General features: G+C 66.4%; 16 protein-coding genes. 5 read left to right on the top strand and 11 right to left on the bottom strand.

Translation table 11 applies throughout. The features are described from left to right. On the top strand, positions 1-1179 hold the full coding sequence (locus AUP43_RS11315; protein WP_067556783.1) for an MFS transporter: 1179 nt from the start codon (positions 1-3) through the stop codon (positions 1177-1179). Positions 1180-1203: 24 nt separating this feature from the next. Here the strand turns inward: AUP43_RS11315 and AUP43_RS11310 are convergent, their stop codons facing one another. Then, positions 1204-1821: a TetR/AcrR family transcriptional regulator gene (locus AUP43_RS11310; RefSeq protein WP_084462745.1), complete on the bottom strand. Its 618-nt coding sequence runs from the start codon at positions 1819-1821 to the stop codon at positions 1204-1206. Between the two features lie 96 nt (positions 1822-1917). On the opposite strand from AUP43_RS11310, the gene AUP43_RS11305 reads away from it, so the two are divergent. Genes AUP43_RS11305 through AUP43_RS11295 form a run of 3 tightly spaced genes read left to right on the top strand, consistent with a single transcriptional unit; the run spans position 1918 to position 4064 of the window. Next, positions 1918-2925: a saccharopine dehydrogenase gene (locus AUP43_RS11305; protein WP_067556778.1), complete on the top strand. Its 1008-nt coding sequence runs from the start codon at positions 1918-1920 to the stop codon at positions 2923-2925. Between the two features lie 50 nt (positions 2926-2975). Beyond that, positions 2976-3377: a RidA family protein gene (locus AUP43_RS11300; protein WP_067556776.1), complete on the top strand. Its 402-nt coding sequence runs from the start codon at positions 2976-2978 to the stop codon at positions 3375-3377. A 3-nt stretch (positions 3378-3380) separates the two neighbouring features. Then, positions 3381-4064, top strand: a complete 684-nt coding sequence (locus AUP43_RS11295; protein WP_067556774.1) for a CPBP family intramembrane glutamic endopeptidase — start codon at positions 3381-3383, stop codon at positions 4062-4064. Between the two features lie 27 nt (positions 4065-4091). Here AUP43_RS11295 and AUP43_RS11290 read toward each other — a convergent pair whose 3' ends face one another. The 10 genes from AUP43_RS11290 to AUP43_RS11245 form a co-directional block, all read right to left on the bottom strand. Then, positions 4092-4769, bottom strand: a complete 678-nt coding sequence (locus tag AUP43_RS11290) for a GntR family transcriptional regulator (RefSeq protein ID WP_067556771.1) — start codon at positions 4767-4769, stop codon at positions 4092-4094. A gap of 123 nt (positions 4770-4892) precedes the next feature. Continuing rightward, positions 4893-5681: an enoyl-CoA hydratase/isomerase family protein gene (locus tag AUP43_RS11285; RefSeq protein WP_067556768.1), complete on the bottom strand. Its 789-nt coding sequence runs from the start codon at positions 5679-5681 to the stop codon at positions 4893-4895. A 2-nt stretch (positions 5682-5683) separates the two neighbouring features. Continuing rightward, on the bottom strand, positions 5684-6100 hold the full coding sequence (locus AUP43_RS11280; protein WP_157089328.1) for a MaoC family dehydratase: 417 nt from the start codon (positions 6098-6100) through the stop codon (positions 5684-5686). A 12-nt stretch (positions 6101-6112) separates the two neighbouring features. Continuing rightward, positions 6113-7285, bottom strand: a complete 1173-nt coding sequence (locus AUP43_RS11275; protein WP_067556805.1) for a CaiB/BaiF CoA transferase family protein — start codon at positions 7283-7285, stop codon at positions 6113-6115. 23 nt (positions 7286-7308) lie between these two features. Then, positions 7309-8955, bottom strand: a complete 1647-nt coding sequence (locus tag AUP43_RS11270; protein ID WP_067556764.1) for an FAD-binding protein — start codon at positions 8953-8955, stop codon at positions 7309-7311. Beyond that, complete coding sequence (locus AUP43_RS11265) at positions 8952-10883, bottom strand: TRAP transporter permease (protein ID WP_084462743.1); 1932 nt, start codon at positions 10881-10883, stop codon at positions 8952-8954. The genes AUP43_RS11270 and AUP43_RS11265 overlap by 4 nt, the downstream gene beginning before the upstream one ends. A gap of 1 nt (position 10884) precedes the next feature. Then, positions 10885-11892: a TAXI family TRAP transporter solute-binding subunit gene (locus AUP43_RS11260; RefSeq protein WP_067556759.1), complete on the bottom strand. Its 1008-nt coding sequence runs from the start codon at positions 11890-11892 to the stop codon at positions 10885-10887. A gap of 78 nt (positions 11893-11970) precedes the next feature. After that, positions 11971-13224 carry an L-2-hydroxyglutarate oxidase gene (gene lhgO / locus AUP43_RS11255; RefSeq protein ID WP_084462742.1) on the bottom strand — a complete coding sequence of 418 codons (1254 nt, stop codon included), beginning with the start codon at positions 13222-13224 and terminating at the stop codon, positions 11971-11973. 15 nt (positions 13225-13239) lie between these two features. Continuing rightward, positions 13240-14973 carry a thiamine pyrophosphate-binding protein gene (locus AUP43_RS11250; protein ID WP_084462741.1) on the bottom strand — a complete coding sequence of 578 codons (1734 nt, stop codon included), beginning with the start codon at positions 14971-14973 and terminating at the stop codon, positions 13240-13242. Between the two features lie 8 nt (positions 14974-14981). Then, on the bottom strand, positions 14982-16127 hold the full coding sequence (locus tag AUP43_RS11245) for an acyl-CoA dehydrogenase family protein (protein WP_067556756.1): 1146 nt from the start codon (positions 16125-16127) through the stop codon (positions 14982-14984). Positions 16128-16417: 290 nt separating this feature from the next. On the opposite strand from AUP43_RS11245, the gene AUP43_RS11240 reads away from it, so the two are divergent. Further along, a partial coding sequence (locus AUP43_RS11240) for a DUF4347 domain-containing protein (protein ID WP_157089327.1) occupies positions 16418-19810 on the top strand: 3393 nt, incomplete at its 3' end.

Raw genomic sequence — 19810 nt, 5'->3', positions numbered from 1 at the left:
ATGACCGGGGCGGCCGGCGCGTATCCGCAGGCGAGCCTGCGCCTCGGCGTGCTGACGCTGGCCCATGCGCTGGGCACGCTCAGCATCGCCTCGGTCCTGGTGCTGGCCCCGGCGCTGCAGGACGCCTTCGCGCTGAACCAGACGCGCTTCGGCCTGATGGTCTCCTGCTATTACGCCAGCCAGTTCTTGTTGGCGATTCCAGTCGGCTTCCTGATCGACCGGATCGGCGTGCGGCGCGGGCTGCTGCTCTCGCATGTGCTGGGGGCGACCGCGCTGGCGCTGCTCAGCCTGGCGCAAGGGCTGGGGCAGGCCTGCCTGGCGCTGGCGCTGATGGGCGTCGCCTATTCGCTGCTTAACCCCGCCACCAGCAAGGGCGTGTTCGACTGGATGCCGCTGCCCCGGCGCGGCATGGGCATGGGCATCAAGCAGACCGGCGTGCCGGCCGGCGCGCTGCTGGCCGCCGGCCTGGCCGCGCTGGCTGTCGGGCTGCTGGACTGGCGCGCGACCATGCAGGTGGGGGCTGGGCTGATCGCCGCCGGCGCGCTGACCGCCCTGCCGCTGCCGGCCTCGCCCACCGCCGCCGGCGACCGGCGGAACCTGCTGGGCGATGCGCGGGCGCTGCTCGGTAACCGCCGGCTGCATTTGATCGGCCTGTCCAACGGCATCTACAATATCGGCCAGATCGGCCTGTGGTCCTATGTCACCCTGTTCCTGCGCGAGGCGCTGCAGGCCGGCGCGCCGATGGCCAGCCTGGGCTTCGGCGCGATGCAGTTGTTCAGCGCCTTCGGCCGGATCGGCTGGGGCCGCGCCAGCGACCGCTATCTGCGCGGCCGGCGCTGGCCGGCGGCGGTCGCCATCGGCTGCCTGGCGGCGCTGGGCTTCGTGCTGCTGGCGCTGCCCATCGGGCTGGGACCGGCCCTTGTGGTGATTGCGCTGCTGGGCTTCACCATCGGCGGCTATCCCGGCCTGATGCAGGCCATGGCGGTGGAATCGGTGGAGCCCAGCCGCGCCGCCTCCGCCATCGGCTACAACATGCTGCTGGTTCCAGCCGGCGCGATGATCGCCCCAGTCCTGGTCGGCGCGATGATCGACCTGACGGGGGCGTTCTTCGCCGGTTGGCTGCTGCTGGCCGGCCTGGTCCTGGCCGGCGGATTGCTGATGCTGCGCGCGAAGGACTGAGCGGCGCGCCGGAGATGCGCGGCGTTATGGCGAAGACGCGCCAAGCCCGCCCCGGATAAGCGCGGAAAAGGCGTCGGCGGCCTGCTGCTCGCTGCAATGGCCGTCGATCATCGTGACCGAGAGCGCTTCGCCCGCCCCGACAAGACCGACGCAGCGGCGATACAGCTCATCGCGCGGCAGCGCGCTGTGCGGCTCCAGCACCGAGACGAACAGCTGGACATAGCCATCGATCAGCTCCTGGCGCACCGCGTCCATCTCCTCGCTGCCCGACAGCGCCGCCCCTATCGCGTACCATTCGCCGCTCGTGTCCGCCGAGCAATGAACATAAGCGGCGGCGAGGATGTCGGCCGTCTCCGCCAGGGTCCGCCGCTCCCTCTTCAAAGCGTCGCGCAGGGCCGCCACCTGGTCCCGGTCGAGCGATTTGTAGAGTTCGCCGAGCAGCCCGGAGCGGGTGCCGAAATGCTCGTAGGCGATGGGCTTGGAGACGCCGGCGCGCGCGGCCAGATGCCCCAGCGTCAGCCGGTCGGCGCCTTCCTCGCGGATAATGGCCAGCGCCGTATCGAGCAATTGCCGCCGTCGATCCGCCTTGGAGAGCCTGCGAGGGGCTGCCCCGGGCGTTTCCGGCTTCGAAGGATGCCGCATATTTTAGCCCCCTCCTTGAAAAACCTACTACTAGTAACTTACTAATGGTAAGAATTTAATCATAGGCACTCTTCCCCAGGATTGAAAGGTATCGCAATGTTGCGCGCTCCCATCCTCCTGATCGGCGGTTCCGGCGTCGTCGCCAGCTGGGCAGTCCGTTATCTTCGCGAGGCCAGCCCCGATCTGCCGCTGCTGATCGGCGGCCGCGATTTGGCCAAGGCCGAACAGGCGGCCGCCGCGTTCGGAAACGCCGAGGGCGTGGCCATCGATCTCGCCGCCGACGATCTCGGGCTTGGCGACCGGGCGGTCGGCGCCGTGGCAATCTTCTTCAGGGATGAGACGGCCGCCAGCCTGCGTTTCGCCCAGGCGCGCGGCGTGCCCTATATCGGCATCGCGGCGGGCATCGAGGAGATCGGCGTCGAAGTGGCGATGCATATGCATAAGCCGGCGGCTGCACCGGTCGTCCTGGGCACTGAATGGCTGGTCGGCGCCACGATGATTCCCGCGCTGGACTGCGCCAGGCGGTTCGGCCGCGTCCACGCCATCGCCATCGGTGCGCTGCTTGACGATGAGGATGTTGGCGGACCCGCGCAAATCGCCGATATGGAAAGCCTGACTCAGGCCATGCCCGCGGCGTTGACGCGCCGCGATGGCCGCTTTGTCTGGCGCGCCGGCGACGACGCCAAGGCCACATTCCGCGCCGCCGACGGCGCCGAGATGGCGGCCTGTGCCTTTTCGCCCTACGACGTGCTTGGCCTGGCGACCGCGACCGGCGCGCCGAACGTGCAGTTCAATCTCGCCACCGGGGTCAGTTCCACCCGCCGCCGGGGGCAGCCGATGTCGACCGAGATCATCATCGATCTGGCCGGCGAGGATGACGCGGGCCAACCGTTGCGCACCCGTCATGCGGTTGTCCATCCGGACGGACAGATGCCGCTGACCGGGCTTGGCGTAGCCCTGGTTCTCGAACGGCTGCTCGGGCTCGACGGCGATCCGGCCACCCCGGCGGGACTCTATTTTCCCTATCAGCTTCTTGACCCGGCAACCTATCTAGCCCGGCTCGAAAAGATCGGCGGCACGGTCATGGCGCTGGACGCGTCGTGACGCGGGCCGACGCCGAAACAGAAATCCAACACGTCGAACGGAGACATCCAATGGACAAGCCTGAATTCTTCCTCACCCCCGGCTATGGCGAAAAGCTGCGGGACTTATTGCACTACTCGCAGGCGGTGAAGATTGGAAACCGCGTGGAGATTTCCGGCCAAGGCGGCTGGAATGACGATCTGGAAATCCCCACCTCGCTGGAGGACGAGATCGCCCAGGCGTTCCGCAATGTGGAGCGGACCCTGGCGGCGGCCGGCGCGGGATGGGAGCATGTCGTGCATGTCAATTCCTACCATGTCGGCGGCTTTCCCCCGGCGGTCAACGAGACCATGAGCAAGCTGTATCGCCACTATATGCCCGACCATGCGCCGATCTGGACCCAGGTGGGCGTCGAGGCGCTGGGGCTGCCGACGATGCATGTCGAAATCCGGGTCACGGCCATCCTTGCCTGATCCATGACGCATTCCCAGCCGGCCTTGCGCCCGGGATGGCGGGAGATCGCGGCGGGCCTCGCGATGCTGGTCGTCGTCGGGTTCTGCGGCGGCATCCTCATCGCGCGGCTTCCCATCGATCCGGTCGCCATCGGCCTGATCTTCACCGCGCTTTCCGGCATTGCGGGCATGGCCGGCTTTCTTGCCGCGTTCCTCCTGCGCATCCGCGCCTGGGAGGCGTTCGGCGTGCGGCCGACCTCCGGGCGCTGGCTGTTGATCGGCGCGGCGGCGGGGCTGGCCGCGTTCCTGCTCAAGAGCCTCGCCATCCTGGCCTATATCGCGCTGACCGGGGACGATGTCAGCCCGCAGCAAATCTACGCCACGGGCGCCAGCGGCGGGGCAGGGGCCGCCCTATTGGCGACGATCTTCCTGACGGTGGTGACGCCGCTGGGCGAGGAGTTTCTGTTCCGTGGCGTCGTCACCCGCGCCTTGCTGCGCTACGGGCCGTTCGTCGGCGTCGGGGGCGGAGCGTTGATCTTCGCCCTGTTCCACGGAATCAACATCGTGTTTCCGGCCGCCCTGGTGGCCGGCGTCATCGCCGGCGAGGTGTTCCGCCGCAGCGGCTCGATCTGGCCGGCCGTCATGGTGCACGCCGTGGTCAATCTTCCGACAATCCCGGTGATGCTGCTGGCGAGCGCCGCGCCTTAGGCGGCGCGGTACGGGGCCTCGGCGGCCTTAGAGCGGGTCGAGGGCGAAATCCATCGACCAGCCATGCGCGCGCGAGATGTAGTCGAAGCCGGCGATAAGATCGATCTGGATGGTCTTGCGCGCCCTGGCCGCGTCTCTGCTTTTCAGCGCGTCCACGATATTGTCGTGGCGGTGCGAATTCTCCATGATGCCGACATCCTTGTAGACGTTGAGCAGCGGGCCGGATTGCAGCCACAGGCTCTCGATCAGCGGCAGCAGGATCTGCGGCGCGCCGGCCCGGTAGACGGCGAAATGGAACTCGTAATTCATCAGCACGTAATCCTGCCAGCGGCGCGATTGCTCGCGCATTGCCAGCATTTCGGCGACGATTGTGTTCAGCGCCGCCAGCGTCTCGTCGGTAATGGCCTGCGCCGCCATCTCGCCGGCCATGCCTTCCAGCTTCAGCCGCACCCGGCCGATCTCGTTATATTTCTCCGGCGTCATCGGCGGGATCACCACGCCGCGCTTGGGCAGTATCTCCACCGCCCGCTCCGCCGCCAGCCGGTTCAGCGCCTCGCGCACCGGCATGACGCTGGTGCCCAGTTCCTTCGCGACCTGGCCGTAATTGAAGCTTTGGCCGGGCGAGTAGAGCCCGGCCATGATGGCGCGACGAAGCTGCTGGTAAACGCGTTCATGCAGCGGTGTGGAATCAAGCTTTTGCAGCATGCGGCATTCTTTTCGGGTTATCGGACAAACAGCCCTCCTGGCCGGTCAGGCGGAAAGCGGGGGTAAACCCGCTGTCCGATACAATCTCAAGCGTCATTTTACCATAGTATGGTGGTTATCCGCTTATTCACCACGCCAGACTGGCCGGCGCTTCTCAAAGAAAGCCTGGATGCCTTCCTCGTAATCCTTCGTGCCTTCCAACGGGCGGCGCAGCAGATCGTTCAGCGCATGCGCCTCGCCGACGCTCATGTCGCTGCCCAGATTGACCATCTGCTTCACCGCGGCGCAGCCCAGCGGGCTGGAATTGGCGATGATCTCCTCGGCCAGCGCCAGCGCGGTCGCCAGATGCTCGCCCGGCTCCGTCACCCGCTCGACGATACCCAAATCGAATGCCTCCTCCGCCTTCACCTTGCGGGCGGTGAAGAACAGCTCCTTGGCGCGGGCGCGGCCGATCAGGCGGGGGAACATCACCCCCGCCGTCCCGCCGGGATAGGCGCCGAGCTGCATTTCCGGCCAGGAGAAGACAGCCGTCCTTGAGGCGATGCGGATGTCGCAATTCAGCGCGATCTCGTAGCCGCCGCCCAGGCACCAGCCCTGGATCGCGGCGATGACCGGCTGCGGCAGGTTCCAGATCACGTCGTTGGCCTTGCGCAGCGCGCCGGCCTGCTCCCACTTGCCGTCGGCCGACAAATCGCGGCGCTCCTTCAGGTCGGTGCCGGCGGAAAACGCCTTCTCGCCCGCGCCGGTGATGATCACCACGCGGATATCCTTGCGCTTGGCGATGCCGCGCAGCGTGCTTTCCAGGGTTTCCGCCAGCGCCTTGGAGATGGCGTTCTGCGCCTGCGGGCGGTTCAGGGTCAGGATGGCGGTCTGGCCGCGCTCCTCGACCAGCAGGATGTTGTCTTGCGTCATGCTCAATCCACCCAGGCCCGGACGTTGGTGGCGACGGCAACCACGGCGCCGTCCTGGTTCACGCATTCCACATCGGCGTAGGCGCGGCGTTTCTCCTCGTCGATGCGGACCAGCGTGTAGCTGGTGGCGATGGTGTCGCCGAAGAACACCGGGGCGGTGAAGCGGATGCGGTCATAGCCCAGCGACACGGTGCGCCCGAGATAGAGCCGCGCCGAGGCGGCCGACATCAGCCCCATCATCAGCGTGCCATGGGCGATGCGGCGGCCGTAGCGGCCGGCGCTCATATAGACCTCGTCGATATGGTTCGGCGAGAAATCGCCGGTGATGCCGGCATAGAGATAGACGTCGGATTCGGAGATCGTCTTGGTGAAGACGATGCGGCTGCCGATCTCGACCGCCGGCTTGGTTTCCTGCTGCATTGTCATTGCTTCCTACTGCGCGGCGCGGCGGGTGCCGCCATTCAACCAGTCGGCCAGCACCTCGTCGGTGTGCGCGCCCAGGGCGGGCGGGGCCTTCCAGTCGGCGGAGATATCGAAATTGTCGAACTTAATGGCCGAGCCGATCATCGGCATGTCGGTGCCGTCCGGCTTGCGGGCCTTCACCAGCATGTCGCGGGCCAGGGTCTGCGGGTGCTTGAAGACGCCCTCCATGGTGTTCACCGGCGCGCAGGGGACATTGGCGGTGTCCAGCTTCTCCGCCAGTTCCTCAACTGGCCATTTCGCCACCTCGGCATCCAGGATGGCGTAGAGCTCGACGCGGTTGCTGACCCGGTCTCGCATGGTGGTGAAGCGCGGATCCTCCAGCAGGTCGGCCCGGCCCAGCACCGTGACGAAGGATTCGTACAGCCGCTGCACCGCCGCGCCGATCACGATCCAGCCATCGGCGGCCTTGAACGCCTTGTAGGGCACGTTGCTGGCATGCTCGGAGCCCCATTTCGGGCGCAGATTGCCCATCAACAGCCATTCCAGCCCGGCATCGACCAGATAGCTCACCAGCCCTTCGAACAGGCTGGTCTCGATATGGCTGCCCTTGCCGGTCTGCTCGCGCTGGTAGAGCGCGGTGAGGATGGCGCTCAGCGCGTACTGGCCGCACACCAGGTCGAACACCGAGGTGCCCAGCTTGATCGGCGTGCCGTCCGGCTCCCCGGTCAGGCTCATGAAGCCGGCCTCGGCCTGGATCGTCAGGTCGAACGCGCCCTTGTCGCGCAGCGGGCCGGTCGCCCCCATGCCGGACATCGAGGCATAGACCAGGCGGGGATTCTTCGCCGACAGCTCGGCATAGCCCAGCCCCATGCGGTCCATCACGCCGGGGCGGAAATTCTCCACGATGATGTCGGCCTGCTCGGCAAGCCGCCGGGTGACGGCAAGCTGCTCCGGGTCCTTGGCGTTCAGCACAACGGACCGCTTGTTCCGGTTCACCGCCAGGAAGCCCATGCTCTTCTCGTCATAGAAGGGCGGGCCCTGATGGCGGATCGGATCGCCTTCCGGCGCTTCGATTTTCACCACGTCGGCGCCCAGATCGGCCAGCAGCATGGTGCAGAAGGGGCCGGCGAACAGCCGGGTGAAGTCAGCGACCTTGACGCCCTTAAGCGGCTTGTCCTGCATGGAAGTCTCCTGATCGGAATGAATCATTGAAGGGCCACCGCGTCCATGCGGATGCGGCCCGAATTCTCGCGGCGGAAGCCCAGATGCTTCAGCCAGAGCGTGTCGTCGCGGTTTGGATGGTCACGGCGCTGATGCGCGCCCCGGCTTTCCGTGCGGGTCAGCGCCCCGCGCAGGATCAGCCCGGCCACCATCGCCATGTTGCGGCAGGAGCGCGCGCCCAGTGCCGCCTCCAGCGTGTCGACCGGCAGCGCCTCGGCCATCAGGGCCAGGTCGGTCATGCGGTGGATGCCCGCCTCAAGCCCCTCTCCGGTGCGGTAGAGGCCGGCGCAGCCACTCATCGTCGTGCGGATCGCCTGCTTGATCTCGTCGATCGCGCCGCCCGCCTTGCCGCCGCCACCGCCCAGGAAGCTGCCGAGCGCGTCGGCATGGACCGGACCCCAGTCGGACACGGCCGGCTTCACGATCCGGCGGGCGACCGCGCGGCCGACCAGCCAGCCCATGGCGATTGTCTCGCCGCCGCCATTGCCGGCCAGGCGGCTGGCGCCGTGGATGCCGCCGCTGGCCTCGCCGACGGCATAGAGGCCAGGCACGCCGGTGAAACCCTCGGCGTCGATGAACACGCCGCCCATCTCGCTATGCGCGGCCGGGCGGACCATCGGCCCGCGCTCGCGCGGCTCCAGTCCGGCGGCGCGCAGGCGCTTGCAGTGCGAGACGTAGCTTTCCAGCTTGTCGACCGGCACCACGGTCGTGTCGAACAGCACGGTGTCGCCGGGGAAGCCCCGGCCCTCGTCGATCTCCTGCTGGATGCACAGCGACATCCGCGCCTTTTCGATCTGCCGCTCGCCATGTTCCGGGTTGTAGCGGAACATGAAGCGCTCGCCCTCGGCATTCAGGATATGCGCGCCGTCGCCCAGCATGGCGGTCGGCATTTCCATACCCCGGCAGCCTTCCGGCTCGACGATCACCACCGGCTCGAACTGCACGAACTCCATGTCGATCAGCGTCGCCCCCGCCTCCAGCGCCAGCGCATAGGCGTCGGCGGCGACATCGGTGGGATAGGTGCTGTCGGCATAGATCTGGCCGATGCCGCCCATCGCCAGTACGACCGAGCCGGCATGCACCGCCAGCAGGTCGCCGGAGCGGCGATCCGCCATCAGCGCGCCGACCACCGCGCCCTCGTGCCGCAGCAGCGAGACGACCCGGTAGCCCGACCAGGCGCGCACGCCGATCTCCTCGGCATGGCGGGTCAGATGCTCCAGGATCACCTTGCCCACGCCCTGCGGTACATAGACCGAACGGGGGAATTTGTTGCCCGACAGGTGACGCTGCAGATAGCCGCTATCGCCCTTCGCGAACGGCACGCCCAGGCGCACCAGATCCTCGAAGGAGGCGACCGCGTTCTCCGCCAGGGCGGTCAGCAGCCGGAGGTCGCTGAGGTGGTAGCCGCCCTGCAGCATATCCTCGATATACTGCTCGGGATTGTCGCGCGGATCGACCGCGCCCAGCGGCACATTGGCCCCGATCACATAGGGCGAGGCCCCGCGCGCCAGGTAGACATGGCCGACATCGGCCCCGGCTTCCCGGGCGGCGACAGCCGCCCGGTAGCCTGCCATGCCGCCGCCCAGGACGAGGATATCGACCTTGGCGGTCTGGATGCTGGCGGGGGTCACGACGCCTCCTCCAGCTTCCGCTCCATCACCGCCGGCGCGCCGATCGCGAAGCGCGCCAGGATGGCGGCGGCGATCAGCCCCAGCCCGATCAGGTCGGTGGTTAGGCCCGGCTTGATCAACGCCAGCGCGCCGGCCCCCAGCAGCAGCCGCTGGTACCAGACCGCATGGGCGCGGAACAGATAGCCCTGCACCGCGGCCGCCAGCGCCACCACGCCGATCACCGCCGACACCGCCGCCATCGCCACGGCGGTCCATTCGCCCTGGAACAGCAGGGCGGGGTTGTAGACCCAGATGAACGGCAGCAGGAAGCCCGACAACGCGAGGCGGAAGGCGATGAACCCTGTCTTGGTCGCATCGCCCCCGGCTATGGCCGCGCCGGCATAGGCGGCGATCGCCACCGGCGGGGTCACATTCGCCATGACGCCGAAATAGAACACGAACAGATGCGCCGCCAGCGGCTCCACGCCCAGCGTGGTCATCGCCGGCACCACCAGCGTCGCCAGCACGATATAGACCGCCGAGGTGGGCAGCCCCATGCCGAGGATGATGGAGATCACCATGGTCAGCACCAGCAGCACGAACAGGTTGCCGCCGGAAAAGTCGATCAGGATGCCAGACAGGCGCAGCGCCAGGCCGGTCAGCATCAGCACGCCGATGGTTATGCCGGCGCACGCACAGGCCGTCGCCACCTCCAGCATGCCGGTGCCGCCGCGCTTCAGCGCCTCGAACAGCTTGGCCGGCCCCATGCGGGTGGCGCTGGACAGCCAGCTCACCGCCACGACTGCCAGCACGGCGTAGAACGCCGCCTTGAACGGGGTATAGCGCACCACGACCAGCAGATAGATCAGGATCAGCAGCGGCGCGGTCAGATGCCAGCCGCTGCGGAAGACCTTCCAGGCGCTCGGCAGCTCATGGCGCGGGATGCCGCGGATGCCCTGGCGCGCGACCTCGAAATCGACCATGACGAACAGGGCGACGTAGTACAGCAGCGCCGGCAGTGCGGCCGCGACCATGATCTCGGAATACGGCCGGCCGACGATCTCGACCATGATGAAGGCCGCAGCACCCATCACCGGCGGCACGATCTGCCCGCCGGAGGAGGCGGCCGCCTCCACCGCGCCGGCGAAATTACGGTCCAGCCCGGCGCGCTTCATCACCGGGATGGTGAAGGTGCCGGTCGCCACGGTATTGGCCACGGCGCTGCCGTTCACGGTGCCCATCAGCGAGCTGGCTAGGATGGCCACCTTGGCGGGACCGCCGCGGAACCAGGCCAGGGCCGCGTAGCTCCAGTCGATGAAGAACTTGCCGGCCCCCGAAGTGTCCAGGAAGGCGGCGAAAATGACGAAGACGGCGACATAGGTGGCCGACACCTGCAACGGCGTGCCGGCGATGCCCGAAGCCGAGATATAGAAGGTGGAGGCCAGCCGCTCGATATCGAAGCCGCGATGCGCCAGCATGCCCGGCATGTGCGGCCCGACGAAGGCGTAGATGATGAACAGGATGGCCAGCGCCGGCAGCGCCCAGCCGATCATCCGCCGCGTGCCTTCCAGCACCAGCACGGTGGCGAGGACGCCGAGCACCACGGTCGCCTGAGCGGGGTCGCCGGCGCCGCGCTGCGAGATGTCCATGAAATTCATCACGACATAGATGCCGATGACCGCCGAGCCGACCGCGAAAGGCGCGTCGATGACCCAGCGGAGCGCGCGCAGGCGGGATTCCTTGCCGAAGCTGGGGACGGTCAGGAAGATCAGCACCAGCGCGAAGCTGAGATGCACATATACCTGTTGTAGCGTTGGCAGCGTGCCGCGATAGCTCGTGTACAGGTGAAACACGGAGAAAGAGGCCGCAAGGAGGCCCACCAGCAACGCTGGCCAAGCCTCCTTCTCCCGCAGCGCGCGAAACGCTGCGGGCGAAGGAAGACCGAGCATGTTAGAGGAGCCCCTGTTCCTTGAGATAGGCTTCCGCCCCCGGATGGAACTCGATCACGCCCTTGATGCCGCGCGTCGCGTTCTGCTTGCTCCAATCCTTGCCGAGCGCATGCGACTTGGAGAGGGTGTCGTTATTCTCAAGGATCGATTTGGTGATGGCGTAGACCGCCTCCTTGCTCAGCTTTTTGCTGGCAATCAGGATGGTGGAGACGCCGAAGGAGTTCGGAATGTCGTTCGGATGGCCCTTATAGATGCCGCCCGGAATCGGCACCTTGGTCCAATAGGGGCGCTCCTTCAGCAGCCCGTCCAGAACCTCGGGCTCCGGGTTCAGGAACACGACATTCTCGCCGTCCGAGCTGGTCATGTCGATGACCGCCGAGGTCGGAAAAGAGCTGATGACCAGCGCCGCGTCGATGGTGCCGTCGCGCAGCGCGCCCGGGCCGTCGCCATGGCCCAGATATTCCGGGCTCCAATCCTTGCCCATCTCCAGCCCGTGCGCCTTCAGCACGGTCTCGCCGATGGAATTGCCGATGGAGCCGGCGGCGCCGAGCGAGATGCGCTTGCCCTTCAGGTCGCGGATCGACTTGATGCCGGTGCTCTTCAGCGTATAGAGGTGCCAGAAGATGCCATGGCCGCCGACCACGCCGGCGAAGCCGTCCATCTTCTCCTTGAACGGGCCCTGGCCGTTGGCCGCCAGATAGGCTTCCGCGTTGGTCGCGAAGGCCAGCTCCAGCTTCTCGTTACCCATCAGCTTCAGATTGTCGACCGTGCCGCCGGTGATCTCGGCGGTGACGTTCAGCTCCGGATATTGCTTGCTGATCAGGCTGGCCATGGCCCCGCCGAGCGAGAACCAGGTGCCGCCAACGCTGGACGTGCCCAGCGACATGAACTGCCGCTTCGGCTTCGCCATGTCGGCCGAGGCCGCGCTGGCATTGATGGCCAGCAGACCAACGGCGGCGACGGTTGCCGCCATGAGCCTGGAGCCTTTGAAAATTGTCGATAGCGTCATTTTTTCCTCCCGCTTGTGTGAATCGGACCGTGCTTCTCGCGGTCCCTGGTGAAAGCGACTGTCGGCCTATTCCGGCTCTTAGACGCGACCTCCCGCCGCCTGCGGCAGGGGTTGCGCTGCGTACGGCCCGCCTTGCAGGCCGAATCTCTCTACCGCGCTGTCGACGATGTGCCGGCCGATCGGGATGGCCGATGTCGCGGCCGGCGACGGCGCGTTGCAGACATGGATCGTCCGCGCGGTGTTCTTGATCAGGAAGTCATGGACCAGCGTGCCGTCCGGCAGCACCGCCTGGGCGCGCACGCCGGCGGGATGCGGCAGCAGGTCTTCCTCGGTCAGCTCCGGGCAGTATTTCCGGCACAGCGCCAGATAGCGCCGCTTGATCAGCGAATTGCCCATCTCCGACAGGCCGGAGCGCAGATTACGCCGCAACACGTTCCAGAAGCCGCGATAGGTCAGCATCTCCGCCATGTCGCGAAAATCGATATCGCCCTTGCGATAGCCCTCGCGCCTGGTCGCCAGCACGGCGTTGGGGCCGACGGTGACATAGCCGCCGATCATCCGGGTCAGATGTACGCCCAGGAACGGCAGCGCCGGGTCCGGGACCGGGTAGATCAGATGGCGGACGATATCGTCCTTCTCCGCCGGCAGCCGGTAATATTCGCCGCGGAATGGCACGATGCGGAAATCAGCCCCCAGGCCGCACATCTCGGCCAGCCGGTCGGCCATCAGCCCGGCGCAGACGATCAGATGGCGGGTGCGGATGAGGCCGCCATCGGTATCCACCAGCACCGCGTCGGGCTCTTCCCAGATATCACGAACCGCCGTGTTGAGCTGGATTGTGCCGCCGGAAGCCTGGAGCGCATCGGCCATGGCGCGGGTGACGGCGGTGTAGTCGACGATGCCGGTATCGGCGACGAACAGTGCGCCCTTGCCGACGATGCGCGGCTCGCGCCGGCGCAGCTCCGCCGCGTCCAGCCGCTCGATCGTCAGATCGTTCGCCTGGGCGCGCTGGTGCAGTGCCTCCATCCGCGCCAGCTCGGCATCGTCGGTGGCGACGATCAGCTTGCCGCATTTGTCGTAGGGCAGATCGTGCCGGCGGCAGAATGCCATCGTCGCCGCCAGACCCTCGCGGCAGAAGCGCGCCTTCAGGCTGCCCGGCTGGTAATAGACGCCGGCATGGATGACGCCGCTGTTATGGCCGGTCTGGTGTACGGCGAGCGCAGGCTCCTTCTCCAGCACCAGGATTGATGCGCCGGGAAACCGCTCCGCCAGATGCAGAGCGGTGGATATGCCGACGATCCCGCCGCCGATGATGGTGAAGTCGACCGACATCGCCGCGTCCCGCCCTCAGCGTTTCTTCTTGCCGGCGGCGCCGTCGCGAATCTGCGACAGCGAGGCGTTCGGCGTCAGCGCCTCGGGATCGATGCGCAGCTCGATGATGGCGGCCTTGCCGGAGGCGCGGGCGCGCGCGAAGGCGGCGGCGAAATCCTCGGTCCGCTCGACCAGCTCGCCATGGCCGCCACAGGCTTCGGCGAAGCGGGCGAAGTCCGGGTTCACCAGGTCGGTGCCGGAGACGCGGTTGGGATAATCGCGCTCCTGATGCATGCGGATGGTGCCGTACATGCCGTTATTGGCCACCACCACCACGATGGGCAGGTCGTAGCGCACCGCCGTGGTGAATTCCTGGCAGGTCATCATGAAGCAGCCATCGCCGGCGAAGCACACCACCGGCCGGTCGCGATGGACGAGCTGCGCGGCCACCGCCGCCGGCAGGCCATAGCCCATCGAGCCGGAGGTCGGCGCAAGCTGGCTGCGGAACCGGCGATAGAGGTGGAAGCGATGCACGAAGGTGGCGTAATTGCCGGCCCCGTTGGTCACGATGGCTTCCGGCGGCAGCACCTCGCGCAGCGCGGCGACGACGCGGCCGAGATTGACCTCGCCCGGCACCTCGGTTGGCTGGACATAGGCCTCGAACTCGCGGCGCGCCTCGCTCGCCCAGCCATCCCAGCGGCAGGCGGCGGGGGCTTGCAGGCCGCGCAGCGCGCGGGCGAAGCGGCCCAGCGAGGCGTTGATGCCGAGATCGGGCCGGTAGACGCGGCCCAGCTCCTCCGCGTCGGCATGCACATGGACCAGCACCTGGCGCGGGGCCGGCACGTCGAGCAGCGTGTAGCCGCTGGTGGTCATCTCGCCCAGCCGCGCGCCGAGGACGATCAGCAAATCCGCCTCGCGCACCCGGCGGCCCAGATTGGCGTCGATACCGACGCCGACATGGCCGGCATAGAGCGGATGGCTGTTGTCGATATAATCCTGGCAGCGGAAGGACGCGCCGACCGGCACCTTGTGCGCCGTGGCGAAGGCCTCCAGATCGGCCGCGGCCTCCGCGCTCCATCCGCCGCCGCCGACGATCAGGAACGGCCGCTCGGCCGCCGCCAGCAGATCCTTCAGGCGCGCCAGCTCCGGCTGGCCGATATCGGTCTCGACCGGCTGGCAGGGGCGCGGCGCCGCCGCCTCCGCAACGTCGCGCAGCATGTCTTCCGGCAGGGCGATGACGACCGGGCCGGGCCGGCCGGCGGTCGCGGTGTAGAAGGCGCGGCTGACGATCTCCGGCATGCGCGCGGCGTCGTCGATCTCCAGCACGTCCTTCGCCATCTGGCCGAAGACGCGGCGGTAATCCAGCTCCTGGAACGCCTCGCGGTCGCGCATGTCGCGCCCAACCTGGCCGACGAACAGGATCATCGGCGTCGAATCCTGGAACGCGGTGTGGATGCCGATGGAGGCGTTGGTGGCGCCGGGGCCGCGCGTGACCATGCACACGCCGGGCCTGCCGGTCAGCTTGCCATAGGCCTCCGCCATCATCGCCGCCCCGCCTTCCTGGCGGCACACGGCCAGTTCGATCTCCGGCGCGTCATGCAGCGCGTCGAGCACGGCGAGGTAGCTTTCGCCCGGCACGCAGAAGGCGCGGTCGACGCCATTGGCCTGCAGGGTGTCGACCAGAAGCTGGGCGCCCGTGCGGGCCGTAGCGGTGCTGGCTTCTGACACGCGGCCGGCGGCCGACAGCAGGGCGGAATTGATCTGCGACATGATGATCCTTAGGCGAAAGCGTCGAGGCCGAGCAGCTTGCGGCCGATGATGAGGTTGTTGATCTGCGTGGTGCCGTCCGGGATGGTCAGCATCCGGGCCGAGCGGAAATGGCGCTCCACCGGGAATTCCGAGGTCACGCCGAACGCGCCATGCACCTGGATCGCCTTGGAGGTGATGCGCTGCACCGCTTCCGTGGTGAAGGCCTTGGCCATCGCCGCCTCAACGTTCGAGCCGGCGCCGAGATCGAGCAGCGACAGCGCGCGGAACACCATCAGGCGCGAGGCCTCCAGCTCGATGGCCATTTCGGCGATGAGCTGCTGGACCAACTGATGCGCGCCGATCGGCTTGCCGAACGCCTGGCGCTGCTGCGCGTAATCGATCGAGGCATCCAGGCTGGCCCGGCCGAGGCCCAGCGCCACCAGCGAGATGAAGCAGCGCGAACGCTCGAAGCCCTTCATGGTCTCGCGCAGGCCGCCGCCCACCTTGCCGAGGATGTTCTTGGCCGGCACCACGACATCGTTGAAGATTACCTGGCCCATCGACCAGCTGTTCAGCCCCAGCTTCTCGACCTCGCGGGTCTCGAAGCCGTGCTCATCGCGGTCGACCAGGAACATGGTGAATTCCTGCTCGCCGGTCAGCGCCACGGCGACGGTGTAATCGGCGGCGGAGCTGTTGGAGATCCACAGCTTCTCGCCATTGAGGCGGTAAGTGTCGCCCTCGCGCACCGCCTTGGTGCGCATGCCGCGCACATGCGAGCCGGCATTGGGCTCGCTGATTGCCGAGCAGCCGATCAGCTCGCCGGCCAGCGTGGCCTCCAGATAGCGTTCCCGCAATTCGGGCGAGCCGGCGTTGAACACCTTCACCGCCGCGCCCTCATTCACGAAGGCGGCCCCCGCCAGATCGGCCGAGACCCGCGCCAGCTCCTCATAGAGCAGGCCGCTGGTGACGAAATCGAGGCCCAGGCCGCCGCCTTCCTCCGGGACCCAGCCATTGCCGACGCCGTATTCGCAGGTCGCCCGCAGCAGGCCCTTCAGCACGTCCTTCGGGAACGGCTTGTCACGATGCTGGTCGGTGATCGGCTTGATCTCCCGCTCCAGAAAGCGGCGCCAATTCTCCACCGCCATGTTCTGGTCGTCGGACAGTTCGAAATTCATTGGAAACGGCTTCCCCCAGCTAGACGCCACTCTTTCGCGCCATCCCAGGCGGAGCGTGGCTGTGATTGCCATCTTCTGTAAATTATCTATGATCAATCATCAATGATCTTTTTAATGTTGAGGTTTCGAAAGATTCGCAGGGGCGACGCGGAGATGGGGAAATAAATTTCCGCCGGTTAAGGGAATTTAAATAAAAATGCTTCGAATATGTTTAGAGTACCCATCTAACAGTCCATGTCGGCAGCAAAAGCCAAACCAAGGGCCCGACATTCAAAAAACTAGGGGTTGTCATGAAAAACAGTTTTGTGGTCTTCGGCGCGGCCGACGAGAATTTGTCGTCCCTAATGAACGGTCTGGCGCCGCAAACCGAGGCCATTCTCTTATGTGAGAAAACTGACGCCCTTTCGCAAATCGCAACGGCGCTTGAGGCGCGCGCCGCTGTCGCGGCGCTCCACATCATCAGCCATGGCGAGCCGGGCGCGCTGCATCTGGCGGGCGAACGGATCGATGCGGCGGCGCTGGCGGAGCGGCGGGAAACTTTGGCCCGCATCGGCGCGGCCCTCGACCCTGACGCATCGGTCGTGCTGTACGGTTGCTCCGTCGCCGCCGGAAGCGCGGGGCGGCATTTCATCGATGTGCTGGAGGACGCCCTGGGCGTCGGCGTCGCCGCTTCCGCGGATCCGGTCGGCGCGGCGGCCCTGGGCGGCGGCTGGCTGTTGCAGCGGCGCGATCGCGCGCCGGTCGAACTGGCCGTCACCGCCGAAACCCAGGCGGCCTTCGCCGGCCTCCTGGATAGTGTAACGCTGACGGATGGCGACGATGCGCCGGTGCTCACCAACGGGGACGACACGATTACGGCGAACAGCGCCGATCACCTGAACGCCGGCGACATGATCGACGGCAAGGCGGGCCAAGACACGCTGCATCTCAATAATTCGCAAACGGTCGTCTTTACCGCCACCACGCTGAGGAATGTCGAGAAGATCAATATCGGAGACGACAGCGACTATAACATAACCACCGATGACGCCACTGTGGCTGCCGGCGAAACCCTGACGGTCGATGCGTTCGTCGCCGACTCGCTGATCTGGCAAGGCGCTGCGGAATTGGACGGGTCCTTCAACGTCACCGGCAGCGAGGGCGACGATTCGATCGTCGGCGGGCAGGGTAACGATACGCTGAACGGCGACGATCGCAACGATACGATTGTCGGCGGCGGCGGCGTGGACAGCCTTACCGGCGGCAGCGGCAACGATATGTTTCGCGGCAGCGTCGCCGATCTGGCCGGCGACACCATCACCGATTTCGGCATGAGTGACAGCATTGTGGTGACGGGCGTCGACCTGTCGGCGCTGCATGGCACGGTGGCGAGCGGAAAGATTACCCTGGGAGACGGCCAGGCGCTCCAGCTGACCGGGGTTACCTCGGCTTCCGGCCTGTTTTCGGTGGCCGTATCGGGCGGCGATTCGACCGTCACCCTGGTATACGGGCCCGACGATGAAAATCTCACGACCGGCGTAAACGATTTGATCCTGAGCATCGGCGACGACACGCTGACGGCCGGCATCGCGACCGCGCTGGATGATGCTGAGGATACGATCGATGGCAACGATGGCAACGACACGCTGGTGATTTCAGTCGGTCACACTGTTGAATTCACCGCCACGACGCTGACCAATTTCGAGACCATCAGCATCACGGGAGGGGTGCAGGAGATCACCACCGCCGATGCAACGGTCGCTGCAGGCGAAACCCTGACGGTCGACGCATCCGGCAGCAGCGACACGGTCCAGTTTTGGGGATATTTCGAGACGAACGGCACCTTCTCGATCACCGGCGGCGGTGCGTCCGATACCCTGTATGGCGGCGCGATGGCCGATAGCATAGCCGGCGGCGATGGCGGCGATCTGCTGAATGGCGAGGGCGGCAACGATCTTCTCGAGGGCGGCAGCGGCGACGACACGCTCAATGGCCATAATGGCGAGGACACAATTCGCGGCGGCGCGGGGAGCGATACGCTGTATGGCGGCAATGGCAACGACGTCTTCCAGGGCAGCGCCGACGATTTCAACGGCGACACCATCGAGGACTTCGCGGCCGGCGACACCATCGTGGTGACCGGCATCGACCTGTCGGCGCTCGACAATCAGGATGCCAGCGGCAGCATTGATCTGGATGGAGGCACTTTGACGCTGACCGGCGTCACCGATAGCAACGGCGTCTTTAAGGCCAGCTATAGCGGGGGCGACACCACCATTTCCATCCTGCCCGACCCCGTAACGTTGTCGTTGACAACCAAGACCGATACGCCGGGGAACGTAAACGGTGAGGATACGTCGGTGCTCGGCGGCGGCAACGATACGATTATAGCGGGCGCTGGCGACGGCATACGCAACGTACTGACTGCTAGCGACATCATCGATGGCGGCATCGGCGACGACACGCTGCTCATTCAGGCTGCGCAGACGGTAACATTCAACGCCACGACATTGACCAATGTCGAAACCATCGAGATAACCGCCGGCACACAGAACATCACCACAAACGACGCCACCGTGGCCGCCGGCAAGATTCTGACGGTCGATGCGTCCGCCAGCCCTAATACGCTCTATTGGGTAGGCACTGCTGAAACCGATGGCGCTTTCCTGATCACCGGCGGCGAGGGAAGCGATACCGCCTATGGCGGCGCGGGCGACGACACCCTGTCGGGCGTCGAAGGTAATGATCGCTTATATGGTAATGCCGGCACTGACAGCCTCGACGGCGGCGCGGGGAACGATACCGCCTATGGCGGCGCGGGCGACGACACCCTGTCGGGCGTCGAAGGTAATGATCGCTTATATGGTAATGCCGGCACTGACAGCCTCGACGGCGGCGCGGGGAACGATACCGCCTATGGCGGCGCGGGCGACGACACGCTGTCGGGCGGCGACGGCAATGATTTTCTATATGGCGAGGATGGCGCCGACGCCCTTTACGGCAATGCCGGTAATGACGGTCTGAGCGGCGGCGACGGCGACGATACGCTGTGGGGCGGCGCGGGCAACGACACCCTCATTGGCACGGACGGCAACGATATCCTCTTCGGCGAAGACGGTGCTGATTGGATATGGGGCAATAACGACAACGACACGATCTATGGCGGCGCTGGCGGCGATACGCTATCCGGCCATGCCGGGCACGACCTGATCTATGGCGATGCCGATAACGACACGCTGTCCGGTTTCGCTGGCGACGACACGCTGTGGGGGGGAGACGGTAACGATGTCCTTACGGGCAATGAGGATGCCGACCAGCTAAATGGCGATGCCGGCGACGATACGCTCTCGGGCGGCGCGGGCAACGACACGCTGTCGGGCGGCGCGGGCAACGATGTGTTCCGGGACAGCGCCAGTAATTTCCATGGCGACACCATCGCCGATTTCGCGATCGGCGACAGCATTGTCGTGACCGGGGCCGACCTGACGGCGCTGAATAATGCCACCGCCAGCGGCACCATCGATCTGGGCGGCGGCCATAGCCTGACCTTGACCGGCATCAGCGGCTCCAGCGGCAGCTTTGCGGCCGTCCTTGATGGCGGTAACACGACCATCACCTTGGTGGCTCCAACGCCGTCCGACGACGATGATGAGGAGGAGAATCCCATCGTCATCACCCCGACCGATCCGACGGTACCGGGGGGC

It is taken from the genome of Oceanibaculum pacificum (genome assembly GCF_001618175.1).
GTDB lineage: Bacteria > Pseudomonadota > Alphaproteobacteria > Oceanibaculales > Oceanibaculaceae > Oceanibaculum > Oceanibaculum pacificum.
This window is presented reverse-complemented; position numbering and strand designations above follow the sequence as displayed.